The 12037-nt window shown below is 36.8% G+C and carries 12 protein-coding genes; 9 read left to right on the top strand and 3 right to left on the bottom strand.

Features of this window, described 5'->3' with window-relative positions:
* Positions 1 to 23: 23 nt before the first annotated feature.
* The 9 genes from ACR65M_RS17840 to ACR65M_RS17800 all read left to right on the top strand — a co-directional run bounded on the left by ACR65M_RS17840 (position 24) and on the right by ACR65M_RS17800 (position 9869).
* Positions 24 to 1388: an ABC transporter substrate-binding protein gene (locus tag ACR65M_RS17840; protein WP_440273952.1), complete on the top strand. Its 1365-nt coding sequence runs from the start codon at positions 24 to 26 to the stop codon at positions 1386 to 1388.
* A 141-nt stretch (positions 1389 to 1529) separates the two neighbouring features.
* Positions 1530 to 2384 carry a glycerophosphodiester phosphodiesterase gene (locus ACR65M_RS17835; RefSeq protein ID WP_440273951.1) on the top strand — a complete coding sequence of 285 codons (855 nt, stop codon included), beginning with the start codon at positions 1530 to 1532 and terminating at the stop codon, positions 2382 to 2384.
* 166 nt (positions 2385 to 2550) lie between these two features.
* Positions 2551 to 3978 carry an alanine/glycine:cation symporter family protein gene (locus ACR65M_RS17830; RefSeq protein WP_440273950.1) on the top strand — a complete coding sequence of 476 codons (1428 nt, stop codon included), beginning with the start codon at positions 2551 to 2553 and terminating at the stop codon, positions 3976 to 3978.
* Positions 3979 to 4174: 196 nt separating this feature from the next.
* Positions 4175 to 5596 carry a Na+/H+ antiporter NhaC gene (gene nhaC, locus ACR65M_RS17825; RefSeq protein ID WP_440273949.1) on the top strand — a complete coding sequence of 474 codons (1422 nt, stop codon included), beginning with the start codon at positions 4175 to 4177 and terminating at the stop codon, positions 5594 to 5596.
* Positions 5596 to 6462 (top strand): MBL fold metallo-hydrolase, encoded by an 867-nt coding sequence (locus ACR65M_RS17820; protein ID WP_341332838.1) that lies wholly within the window; start codon positions 5596 to 5598, stop codon positions 6460 to 6462. The genes nhaC and ACR65M_RS17820 overlap by 1 nt, the downstream gene beginning before the upstream one ends.
* Before the next feature lie 142 nt (positions 6463 to 6604).
* Positions 6605 to 7837 carry a poly-beta-1,6-N-acetyl-D-glucosamine synthase gene (pgaC, locus tag ACR65M_RS17815; protein WP_440273948.1) on the top strand — a complete coding sequence of 411 codons (1233 nt, stop codon included), beginning with the start codon at positions 6605 to 6607 and terminating at the stop codon, positions 7835 to 7837.
* The gene (locus ACR65M_RS17810; RefSeq protein ID WP_121447749.1) at positions 7801 to 8247 is read left to right on the top strand and encodes a hypothetical protein; all 447 of its coding nucleotides are present in this window, start codon (positions 7801 to 7803) and stop codon (positions 8245 to 8247) included. Before pgaC ends, ACR65M_RS17810 begins: the two co-directional genes overlap by 37 nt.
* Positions 8195 to 9100, top strand: a complete 906-nt coding sequence (locus ACR65M_RS17805; RefSeq protein WP_440273947.1) for a polysaccharide deacetylase family protein — start codon at positions 8195 to 8197, stop codon at positions 9098 to 9100. The genes ACR65M_RS17810 and ACR65M_RS17805 overlap by 53 nt, the downstream gene beginning before the upstream one ends.
* Before the next feature lie 271 nt (positions 9101 to 9371).
* The gene (locus ACR65M_RS17800) at positions 9372 to 9869 is read left to right on the top strand and encodes a hypothetical protein (protein WP_440273946.1); all 498 of its coding nucleotides are present in this window, start codon (positions 9372 to 9374) and stop codon (positions 9867 to 9869) included.
* A 98-nt stretch (positions 9870 to 9967) separates the two neighbouring features.
* On the opposite strand, the gene ACR65M_RS17795 is transcribed toward ACR65M_RS17800, so the two are convergent.
* From ACR65M_RS17795 to ACR65M_RS17785, 3 genes are read right to left on the bottom strand one after another with little or no spacing between them, the layout of a single operon-like run.
* Positions 9968 to 10741 carry a hypothetical protein gene (locus ACR65M_RS17795; RefSeq protein ID WP_341332834.1) on the bottom strand — a complete coding sequence of 258 codons (774 nt, stop codon included), beginning with the start codon at positions 10739 to 10741 and terminating at the stop codon, positions 9968 to 9970.
* Positions 10742 to 10743: 2 nt separating this feature from the next.
* A complete protein-coding gene (locus tag ACR65M_RS17790; protein WP_341332833.1) occupies positions 10744 to 11610 on the bottom strand; it encodes an ATP-binding cassette domain-containing protein in 867 nt (288 codons plus the stop codon).
* Positions 11607 to 11948, bottom strand: coding sequence for a GntR family transcriptional regulator (locus ACR65M_RS17785; protein WP_440273945.1), 342 nt, complete (start codon positions 11946 to 11948; stop codon positions 11607 to 11609). The genes ACR65M_RS17790 and ACR65M_RS17785 overlap by 4 nt, the downstream gene beginning before the upstream one ends.
* Between the last annotated feature and the right edge of the window lie 89 nt (positions 11949 to 12037).

Raw genomic sequence — 12037 nt, 5'->3', positions numbered from 1 at the left:
CATACAATAAAGGAGATGAAGAAATGAAAAGATTTATGATGTTCCTTGCTCTAGGTTTCGTTTTGCTTTTGACAGCATGTGCTGGAGGTGAGTCCACCTCTGGAGACAGCAACCAAAACTCAGGAAATGACAGATCAGATTCGGAAGAAAGTAGTGGCCCACAGGTTGTAACTTTTTGGCACTCTATGGGTGGTGCGGGTCAAGAAGCACTAGATGCAATTGTGGAAGACTTCAATACATCACAGGAGGATATTCAAGTAAATGCGGAATATCAAGGTACATACGATGAATCATTAACAAAGTTTAATGCTGTTGCTGGTACTGATAGTGCTCCAACAATGATTCAAACCTTCGAAATCGGAACTATGTCAATGATTAATAGTGGAAATATTATCCCGATTCAAGAACTAGTAGATGCTGATGGTTATGAAATGAGTGGATTAGAAGAAAACATTGTGAATTATTACTCATTAGATGGAAAGTTTTATTCAATGCCATTTAACTCATCCACACCGGTTATGTATTATAACAAAGATGCATTTTCTGCAGCTGGATTAGATCCAGAATCACCTCCTGCAACTTATGAAGAAGTAGAAGCTACTGGTAAAGCGATTGTGGAATCCAATCCGGAAATGAAAGGCTTCGCTTTACAAGCGTATGGGTGGTTATGGGAACAATTATTAGCGAATCAAGGGGCTTTACTACTGAATAATGACAATGGACGTTCAGAGACTCCAACTGAGATCGGATGGACAGAAGATGAAGGAAAATCCATTTTTGAATGGGTTAAAAGAATGGTAGACGACGGTACATTTGCGAATTATGGTACAAACGGAGATAACATGGTTGCTGGATTTTTAGCTGGGGATGTAGCCATGTTTTTACAATCATCAGCTAGTGCTAGAGATGTTATCGACAATGCTCCTTTTGAAGTGGGTATTGCCTTCCTACCACACCCTGAAAATAAGGAACGTGAAGGGGTAGTCATTGGTGGAGCTAGTCTTTGGATGATCGATGGAAAACCAGAATCAGAAACAAAAGCGGCATGGGAATTCATGAAATATTTACAAACTCCAGAAGTACAAGCAAAATGGCATGTAGGTACAGGTTACTTTGCTATAAACCCTGATGCATACGAGGAACAATTGGTAAAAGATGCCCATACTGAAAAACCACAATTACGTGTTACGGTGGATCAATTACAAGCAACTAAATCATCATTTGCTACACAAGGCGCTTTAATGGATATGCTTCCACAGGGTAGAAAAGTAATGGAAACAGCCCTCGAATCCGTATACAATGGCGGGTCTGTAGATGAGGCCTATACCACTGCTGTAGACCAATTTAACAAAGCAATTGAACAAGCCAACAAAGCAAGAGCAAAATAAATCGTTGGGACACGGCGTTCTGCTCCTCAGTTTTTGGGACACGGGGACAGGTACCGTGTCCCACTATTTTTTTACAAAAAAGAACTTTAAGATGGGTACAGATAATACACTTTAAAAAACGAATGTAGAGGGTGACTTTCGATGACAAAAATTTATGGACACCGTGGTGCAAAGGGATTATATCCTGAAAATACTTTGCTTAGTTTTAAAAAGGCAATTGATCAAGGTGTGGATGGTTTGGAATTAGACGTCCATCTGACAAAGGATGGGGAAGTTGTTGTCATTCATGATGAGACGCTTGAACGAACAACAACTGGATCTGGTTGGATAAAAGATTTAACCTTAGCTGAGATCAGACAATACAGCGCCGGAAGCTCCTTCACACATTTTAACGAATACGAGGAAGCATGGGATAATGAGCAGGTCCCTACGCTTGAAGAAGTACTAACGTTAGTGGCTCCTCATCAAATCGAACTTAATATCGAGCTAAAAACCTATTCTGTACCTTACGAAGGAATTGAGGAAAAGGTACTAGCAATTGTTGAGCGATATGGAAAGAATTTAGAGATAATTTATTCATCCTTTCATTTGCCATCCATTTTGAGAATAAAGCAGATTAACTCAGACACCAAAATAGCCTGGTTGTTAAATGAAGGTATTTCTCTTCCACACGATTATCTTACTTCGTTATATTTAGAGGCTTTTCACTTAAACAAAGCGATTCTTTTGCCAAAGGGGGAAATATACCAACAAGTATTACAACTCAGCAAGCAATTCCCAATGTATTTCCCAAAAGAAGCCATTCATTATCTTAATAAAAAGATTAAAGAGGATAATGAGAAGAGTTTCCAACATCTTTTTGATAAGGTAAGGGTTTGGACGGTCAATGAACCAAATGAAATTGAAAAATTACTTAGTCTTAAAGTCAATGCGATTATTACAGATTATCCTGAAAGAGCAATACGCATTAGAAATGAACAGATGAAATTTGTATAAAAGGGTGGGACACGGGGATATTTATCGTGTCCCACTTTTATTTTACAGTGTTTCCGCTAGAAACCGTCTTAAATAAAAAACTTTGGGACTATGGACATGTCCCTCTGTCCCAAAAAATGTATAAGGAATAGAAGGATTTGTAACTATAAGTGTAGGAGGGGAATCTATGGACTGGTTTGGTAGTACTTTAGGTGAAATCAATACCTTTTTGTATTCGTATTTGTTAATCATATTGTTGGTTGGAGTTGGTCTTTTTTTTACATTTAAGACAGGCTTTATTCAATTCCGATTAATCTCTGATATGTTTAAAGTTATTACGGAAAGTACTCCAAGAGATGAATCAGGGAAAAAAGGGATCTCTTCTTTTCAGGCTTTTACAATTTCTGCTGCATCCCGGATTGGGACTGGAAATATAGCCGGGGTTGCGACGGCAATTGCCCTTGGAGGACCTGGTGCAATTTTTTGGATGTGGATGATTGCACTAATTGGTGGTGCAACTTCACTAGTTGAAAGTACACTAGCACAAGTATATAAAATTAAAGATCACGAAACTGGGTTGTTTCGTGGTGGTCCCGCCTATTATATGGAAAAAGGATTAAATAAAAGGTGGATGGGGATCATTTTTGCCGTAGTTATTACATTTACATATGGCTTTGTGTTTAATGCGGTACAAGCAAATACGATATCCATTGCTTTTGAAGAAAGTTTCGGTGCTAATCGTGTTGTCGTTGGGATCATAATTGCTGTTATAACAGGTATTATCGTCTTTGGTGGATTAAAGCGTGTTGTAAGTGTCACTCAAATTATTGTTCCGGTTATGGCAGTTCTTTATATTATTATCGCACTCCTGGTTGTAATTCAAAATTTTACTGAGCTCCCCGGTGTGTTAGCGTTGATCATTAAGTCTGCATTTGGATTGGAAGAAGCCTTTGCTGGTTTGTTAGGGGCAGCAATCATGAACGGGATAAAACGTGGTTTATTCTCAAATGAAGCGGGAATGGGTTCTGCCCCGAATGCAGCGGCAACGGCATCTGTTACTCATCCAGTCAAACAGGGTTTAATTCAAACGCTAGGGGTTTTTATTGATACATTATTAGTTTGTACTGCAACAGCTGCCATCGTATTACTAAGCGATGCGTATCTTCAATCTGACGCTGCTTCAGTTAACTTGACTCAAGTTTCTTTAGCCGAGAATTTAGGTGATTGGGCTGGAATCTTCTTAGCAGTAGCTGTATTTCTGTTTGCCTTCAGTTCAATAATTGGTAATTATTACTACGGTGAAACAAATATTGAATTTATTAATGAATCGAAAATTGGCTTAGGCATTTTTCGTCTATTTGTTGTCGTCTTTGTCATGTTTGGTTCCATTGCAAAAGTACAAATTGTTTGGGATTTAGCCGATCTCTTTATGGCCATTATGGCAATCATTAACCTTATTGCAATCCTGCTGCTATGGAAGGTAGTAAAAGGCGTTATTCATGATTATGTAGTCCAACAAAGACAAGGCAAGGACCCAGTATTCTACAAGGAAAATGTACCAAATATGGGTGATGTTGAATGTTGGGGAAAAGACGAAAAAGGCCGTGGGTATTAATTTATTAAAAACGAATTCCGTTAAATGGAATTCGTTTTTTTGTGCATATGTTTACTAAGGATATTGACTAATGAATGAAAATAAATTATGATTATCGCAGTAAAAAGCATAAAAGCATAAAAGCTTTAAAGCACTAAAGTGTATGTTAAATCTTAAAAACTATAAAAATCGATTTTTAGAACTGGTGGGGGAAAAGGTGAAATCAAATCTTACAATTTGGAAAGCAATCATTCCATTATTAGGATTAATCATTGCTGCAGCTTGCTCCATTTTTATCTGGAATGCAGGAATGAATTTTCCGTTAATAGTTGGGGTGATTTTGGCATCCATCATATCAATCAGCTGTGGATGGAGTTGGAATGATATTCAACAAATGATGGTAAATGGAGTAACAAGGTCTTTACCAGCTGTATTTATATTAATGGTAATCGGGACGATTATTGGATCTTGGATTGCGAGTGGAGTTATTCCAACAATGATTTATTATGGTGTTTCGATTTTAGATCCGTCATGGTTTGTTCCGTTCGTTGCGCTAATAACAGGTATTGTTTCGATTACTCTAGGAACATCCTTTACTTCTATCGCAACTGTAGGACTAGCTTTCATGGCGATTGGAGAAGGATTGGGATTCTCATCGGCTCTCGTTGCAGGGGCTGTTCTTTCAGGTGCCTATTTAGGGGATAAACTTTCACCTTTATCAGATACGACCAATATTGCTGCAGCTCTAGTAGATACGGATTTATTTAGTCATATTAAACACATGCTTTGGGACACGATTCCTGCATTTGTAGTATCCCTTCTGTTATTTTGGATGTTTGGCAGTTTTGAGATTGCTAATAACACAAGTATCGGTAATGGAACGATTGAAGTCATTATGTCTGGATTAGACGAAGCATTCGTCATTCACCCATTGTTATTATTACTACCGATATTAACGATCCTTTTAATGCTAAAACGTACTCCTGCATTACCAGCATTAATGGGTGTCGGCTTGTTAGGGGCCGTTATAGCTGTTATAGTGCAAGGAATCTCGGTAAGTTCAATTGTTCAATTTATGACAAGTGGCTTTAAGATTGAAACGGGAATAGGTGAAATTGATTCACTGTTAAATCGAGGTGGACTTGCTTCGATGCTTGGAACCGTTGGAATGCTAATGATTGCTACTGCACTTGGTGGTATTCTAGAAGAAACGGGAACATTTGAAATACTAACAGGTAAGATGATGAGGAAGGTAAAAACAACTGGAGCACTCATTGGATCTACTCTTTTATCAACCTTTGTTGTTGCATTAGCAAGTGGAGCTCAGTTTTTGGCAATTATCTTACCTGCAAGAACTTTCGTTCAAAAGTATAAGGATATGAATATTGATACGAAAAACCTTTCTAGAACAGTGGAGTCAATGGGGACGGTAGGAATTAACCTCATCCCATGGAGTGTTCCAGCCGTGTTTGCAACGAGCATTTTAGGTGTCAGTGCATGGGAGTTTATCCCTTATGCTTTCTTTATCTATCTTGTTCCATTAGTAAATCTGTTGTTTGGTTTCACCGGATGGACTATTACTAGAAAGGATTACAGCCAAGAAAGAGAACCTGCTCAAGTAGAAAGGGAAGTTGTATAGTGAGTGAAGTTATTTTAAGTGTGGTTGGGACTGCGCAAGATGGCGGTTTACCACAAGCGAATTGTTTTTGTGAAAATTGTAAAAGGGCAATGGAAGATCCAAAGTATAAAAGAACAGCGGCATCACTAGCGATCATTTTACCAAATGAGGATAAATGGCATTTAATTGAGGCTACCCCTGATTTCCGAGAGCAAATGGCGCGATTACAAATGAGATATGGATTAGAATCCAAATTGATGAGCAGTATTTTTCTAACGCATGCCCATATCGGCCATTATCCAGGTTTGATGTTTTTAGGGAAAGAAGCGATTAATTCCCGACAATTACCCGTTATGGCAGGGACAAAAATGAAAAGATTACTTGAAAATGATGCTCCTTGGAGCCAGCTTACGGCACTTGAGAACATTGTTGTCCAAGAAATCAAGGATAGACAACCTGTGAATGTTTCTTCGGAAGTAACAGTTACTCCGGTAACCGTTCCTCATCGAAATGAGTTTTCTGAGACGTTTGCTTATTGGATCAAGGGCCCAAATAAAAAGGTTTTATTTATTCCAGATATTGATCGTTGGGAAGAATGGAATATTGATATTCGAGAAGCGGTGAAAGAGGCGGACATTTGTTTCCTTGATGGCACATTTCATTCGCCACAGGATTTAGCGAATATTGGGCGTGATTATCGACAGGTTCCCCATCCACTAATGACTGAGACAATGGAGTTGCTACAGGATTTAGTAGGAGAAACCGAAATATATTTTACACATCTTAATCATTCAAACCCTGTATTGCACAGAGACGGAGCATTAAGGAAAGAAATCGAAGCAACAGGTTTCAATATTGCAGATGAAGAAACGGAATTTAGAATATGAATTGTGGGACGCGATTATCGCCTCCCACTTTTTTATTTGGAGGATGAAAACATGGGAAAGTAGACCGTCCCATTATAAATGTATTCGGAATTACATAGACTACTGTTACTTATCTTTACTTTTACGAAACAGGGTTGATTATATGGAGAGTTTGGTAGCGTATCTTTCACAATTTATTTTTTGGTACCCTTTGATTATGTCCTTAATTTGGATAGCAGGTACTAGCCTCTTTTTTAGGTACAGGGAAAGAAAGAATAAGGTTGATTTTAACAAGGTTGAGTGGCCCTTTGTTAGTATTTTAATCCCATGTTATAACGAGGAGGAAACGATTGAAGAAACAGTCAAACATCTAGTAAAAGTGAATTATCCGCATAAAGAAATCATTGTTGTGAATGATGGAAGTACTGATCGTACAGCTAATATTCTCCATACATTAGCCCCTCAATATCAAGAACTTCGAGTCATTGATTGTAAGGAAAATAGAGGGAAAGCCAATGCCTTACATATTGCCTTACATGCATCTAAAGCAGAATATTTAATTTGTATTGATTCAGATGCCATTTTGGACCTTGATGCCCCATACTATTTGATTTACCAATTTTTTAATCGTGGTGAGAGATTAGGTGCTGTAACAGGTAACCCTAGGATACGCAATCGTGATACATTACTGAGCCGCCTACAAATTGTGGAATATGCGTCGATTATAGGTGCGATAAAAAGAACCCAGCGTACGTTGGGTAAAATTATGACAGTATCAGGTGTAGTAGTGGCATTTCGAAAGAAAGCTCTAGTAAACGTTGGCCTATGGGACCTCGATATGATTACCGAAGATATTTCAGTATCTTGGAAGCTTCAAGAGAGGTTTTGGGATATCCGATATGAACCACGTGCGCTGTGCTGGATGCTGGTACCTGAAACGATTAGAGGGATATGGAAACAACGAATTCGGTGGGCTCAAGGTGGACAGGAAGTTATTCTTAGACATTGGAAAATAATGCTGAATTGGAAGCACCGAAGAATTTGGCCCATTTATATCGAGCAATGGGTAAGCTTACTTTGGTCTTATTCTTGGACTTTTGTGACTCTTTACTATTTCGCTACCGCTACGAGCATTAATGAGCTATTCATTTGGATCACCTTTTCTTCATTTTCGCTAATCTTTTTAAGCTTAATTCAATTGTTGATTTCTATTAAGGTGGATTCTCCATATGACCGAATTTTGAAGTACTATCTGTGGGCAGCTTGGTATCCGGTCATTTATTGGGTACTAAATGCAGTTATTGTGGTGTTTGCGTTCCCGAAAGCAATAAAGTCACGAATCAAAGGGGGGTATGCGACATGGACAAGCCCAGACAGAGGGAACAGAATGAATTAATTATTAAAACTAAACGTAATTGGGCTCATGAAGTGATTATTGGTTTTTTCTCACTTTTAATTTGGATATTTTGTCTATTTGTCATCTTCTTTTTTGTCAGCGCTATTCTTAACAATAATAATGAGTATTTAAATATTGTGAAGATGTTATTTAAAACAACAAATATTGAAATAAGGGAATTCATTTATACAGTATTTGCTATTTTTATCGCATGTTACTTAGGATTATGGTTTTGGAAGTACTACAATACAAAAAGGTTTAGTCATTTGGCGAGAAGAAAATATCCGCAACCAACGACTGAAGAAGAGGTTTTAGCACTTGGCTTAATTAGTAAAGAGGACTATGATTCCTTGCAAAATGCAAAAGACATTACATTGGAGAAAAATCCAATCCAGGATCTCGTTAGGTGATGAAATGAGTAAGAATATCTTGATTATCTTTATTTTCTTTGCTCTCGTTGGAGGAATTGTATATTTGATTTCGACTAAAGAATTTACCGATCCTGCAATGACGTTTCCAGAGGAGCTCGACAAAAATGGATGCTTAGGTTTAACGTATCATCGAGTTCGCGATGAGAACTTTTTTTATAAAATTTTTGGCTTGGCCACTCAGTCGGAAGAATTAACGAAATACAGTGTCTATACCAAGCAACTTGAAAATCAGATGAAACAATTAAAAGAGCAGGGTGCAACCTTTGTTACTCCGGATGAACTAAGAGAGGCAAAGCGAACAGGTACTTTTCCTGATAAATGTATCTGGATAACGTTCGATGATATTGATGTGTCAGTTTATAAGAATGCTTATCCGATTTTAAAGAAAAATAACATCCCATTTACTTTATTTATCATTGCAGGCCAGGTGGGAAAGGATTACTCGAATTTAGAAATGGCGTCATGGGGGCAACTTCAAACGATGATAAAAAGTGGGCTGGCAACTATTGGTTCCCATACCTTTGACATGCATTATTTTTCAGGTGATGTCCCAGTGTTTTTCCTTGAAGGAAACTACAGAGATTTTCAAGAAGACCTTCAACTTAGTAAAGAATTAATTGAAGATCATTTAAATATTGAGGTAAAAGATTTCGCCTATCCATTTGGAAATGGGAGAGCAGAACTTGTGAATCCAATTAAACAATCAGGTTACGAGACTGCATCAATTCTCGCACCACGCTCAATCACTTCCGAAAATGATAACTACTGGATGAACCGCATACTGGTCAATCAACCCGTCTTTGATGAAATCGTCCTACAATGGATCAAATAAGAGTGGGTCACAGGGAAAGGTCCCTTGTCCCACCATATTAGGAAGCTAAAGCACACATTTACACTAAAAAAAAGTTGAACTACTTATTGGTTTTACTACAATAAGGGGGGATATAAATATTTAAATTAATAACGAAGTATTGAATTACTTTCATACCTCGTGATAATATTGTTAAATCAGTTTGTAGAGATATTGGTCATTTAACCTGACCAAAAATATATGTCTAACGATACGTCTGCTATCTGAAATATTTATTTTGGAGATGACGGATATGCAAGAAGAAACAAGATTACCAAGAAACGGAAAAGAATTTTTATTGTTTTTAGCCATTATTTCAATACTTTCGGTAAACATTATCGGACCTCTTATTATGGGATTTAAATTTGGCTTCCGGAAAGAAGTTTATTTTGAAACATTAAAAGTACTTCCGTTTGTATGGATTTGTGTCATACTCTTGGTCACTCTTGTGGCAAATCCGATTGTTAGTAAATTAGTACCTAAGTTCATTGAACCCACAGATGGATTTAATGCCAGAGTATTGTTCACAATATTGTTTAGTGTAACTATCCTATCAATCTTACTAACAATAATCGGATCATGGATAGGCATGAAGGAAATTAGCATGGAGCCAATTCGAACATTCTTCTATGATTGGCCACGTAACTTTTTCATCGCATTTTGGGTAGAAGCATTAATTGCACAACCCATTGCAAGATTTGCAATGAAAAAACTACATCAAAATCAGGCTCAAAAAATGATAAACGCATGACAGGTTGGGACACGGTGACAGGTGCCGTGTCCCCATTATATTTTTACAATAGTTGAACAACTCTACATAAAAAAAGCCGATAAACAATATCGGCTTTCTTACATTTTAATGGCAACTTTCTTAGTTAATAGTCGAATAAACCAAATCGAAATTAGTATGATCAACAATATACCGATTAATGAGAAACTTATCGGCAGGATATCTAATTTGGTGTACCAACCAGGTATAGGTAAATCGAGAGAAATTCTAAGGAAAGTATCTTTTAACATTTTGAGATTTAATCCAATCAAAATAAAACCGATTCCGACTACAGTATCAAATCGGTAGAAACTTGAACTGATTAACCAACCAATCAAATAAATAACTAAAAGATTTAGACTTAGTACACTAATAGCCAAAAACAAATTGCTTTGAGGATCAACATAAGGTGAAATGATGATAGACTGGACTATATCTCCAATAACTGCACCGTCAACGTCCACTTCATTAATTGTTTGTCCTTTTAAAGTTATATCCAAAATATTTAATATCAATCGTTCCAGAACTGATACCAATAGGGTAATAATCGGTATAATGATTGATAGACCAATAGAAGCGAGAACTGTACCAATAAAATAATCTTTTCTAGTCACACCGTTTCCTACAAAATGGGGGAGAAAATAGATAGCAAGAATCCCGATTATCAGCATATAAATATTTCCTGCAACAAATATAGAACTAAAAAATCCCTCAGCCTCGTTTCCTTTTATACCTGCAAATATTAATTTAACAATATTCACGATTAACATAATTCCTAAAAAACCGCCAGTCCACATTAATTGGACAAAAAAGATGTCTTTTGCAACCCTTGGAAATACTGCTGTTGGTTTCATTCTTAATTTCCTCCTTGCGTTAAATGAACAAATAAATCATGAAGGGAGACGGGTGCTATTTCAAGTCCGGATTCGAAAGCTACTTCTTTTTCGTGATCTGTAAGTTCTCCATAAACTGTAACGGATTTTGTATTTCCTAGTTGTTGTATGTTAATCTGTCTCATACCCTTAACAAACTCATCGACCAACTCTACATTTCCAGTAATTGAGGCTCCCTTTGAAATAAGTGAATCGTAATCGTCTTGAAGTAGAATGCTACCCCTGTCTAATAAAAGAACTTCATCAAATAAATATTCCATTTCCGAAACAAGGTGAGTGGATAAGATAATGATCCGTGGATGTTTTTCCTGGTCCTGGATAAGCTCTTTGTAAAATATATCCCTCGAAGGGGCATCCATTCCTAGATATACTTCATCAAATATAGTGATGGGTGATCTACTTGCTAAACCAATAATGACATTTAAAGAAGATTGCATTCCCTTTGAAAACTGTTTAATCGGCTTCTTTTTATCGAGCATAAATCGATCTATTAGAAAATCTGCATAGTCTCTATCAAAATGTGGACGATATCTTTGTACGTCTTCCAGCATTGCTATAACATTATCTGACTCATCTTTATAATCTTTGTTATACAAAAATGCCACTTGTTGCATAACTTTGGCATTTTCAAATGGTATTTCCCCATTGATGGTAAGGGATCCTGAAGTTGGTTCACGGAATGATGCCAAAATGGAAAGAAGAGTGGTTTTTCCTGCACCATTTCTGCCTAGTAATCCATATATCTTTTCTCCGTTTAACTCAAAAGAAACATCTTTAAGAGCTAATTGGTTTCCGTATTTAATTTGAAGATTTTCCGCTTTAACCTTCATTCTATTTCACGCCCTTTTACATTTTTAATGAATTCAATGATTTCATTTTCAGTGATTCCTAACTTATAAGCCTCATGAACTAATTTGACTACATAATCATCAACGAAAGATTCCTTGCGTTTTTGGATTAGTTTTTCTTTTGCACCTTGGGCTACAAACATTCCAATTCCCCTTTTTTTAAAAAGAATCCCTTCCTCAACTAACTGATTTACTCCTTTTGATACAGTGACATGGTTGATTTTGTAAAAGTTAACTAACTGATTAGTTGAAGGTGCTTGCTCCCCTTCTTTTAGTTGGTCGTTAAGTATTTGATCTTCGATTTTTTCACGAACCTGCAAATAAATGGGTTTTGTAAAAGGACAAGAAAGTCTAAACTAATTTTATATTGTTTAATATTGATTTACTAGTATATACAAATTTTTTGTAT

This window comes from Ferdinandcohnia sp. SAFN-114 (assembly GCF_059415045.1).
The sequence above is the reverse complement of the archived record's forward strand: the minus strand, read 5'-3'. Positions and strand labels throughout refer to the sequence as shown.

What these genes read in the sequence shown, in the direction of transcription:
- ACR65M_RS17810 (WP_121447749.1), top strand. Translation starts at nt 7,801, where the DNA reads ATGGACAAGCCCAGACAGAGGGAACAGAATGAATTAATTATTAAAACT.
- ACR65M_RS17790 (WP_341332833.1), bottom strand. Translation starts at nt 11,610, where the DNA reads ATGAAGGTTAAAGCGGAAAATCTTCAAATTAAATACGGAAACCAATTA.
- ACR65M_RS17795 (WP_341332834.1), bottom strand. Translation starts at nt 10,741, where the DNA reads ATGAAACCAACAGCAGTATTTCCAAGGGTTGCAAAAGACATCTTTTTT.
- ACR65M_RS17840 (WP_440273952.1), top strand. Translation starts at nt 24, where the DNA reads ATGAAAAGATTTATGATGTTCCTTGCTCTAGGTTTCGTTTTGCTTTTG.
- ACR65M_RS17835 (WP_440273951.1), top strand. Translation starts at nt 1,530, where the DNA reads ATGACAAAAATTTATGGACACCGTGGTGCAAAGGGATTATATCCTGAA.
- ACR65M_RS17805 (WP_440273947.1), top strand. Translation starts at nt 8,195, where the DNA reads ATGCAAAAGACATTACATTGGAGAAAAATCCAATCCAGGATCTCGTTA.
- ACR65M_RS17800 (WP_440273946.1), top strand. Translation starts at nt 9,372, where the DNA reads ATGCAAGAAGAAACAAGATTACCAAGAAACGGAAAAGAATTTTTATTG.
- ACR65M_RS17830 (WP_440273950.1), top strand. Translation starts at nt 2,551, where the DNA reads ATGGACTGGTTTGGTAGTACTTTAGGTGAAATCAATACCTTTTTGTAT.
- pgaC (WP_440273948.1), top strand. Translation starts at nt 6,605, where the DNA reads ATGGAGAGTTTGGTAGCGTATCTTTCACAATTTATTTTTTGGTACCCT.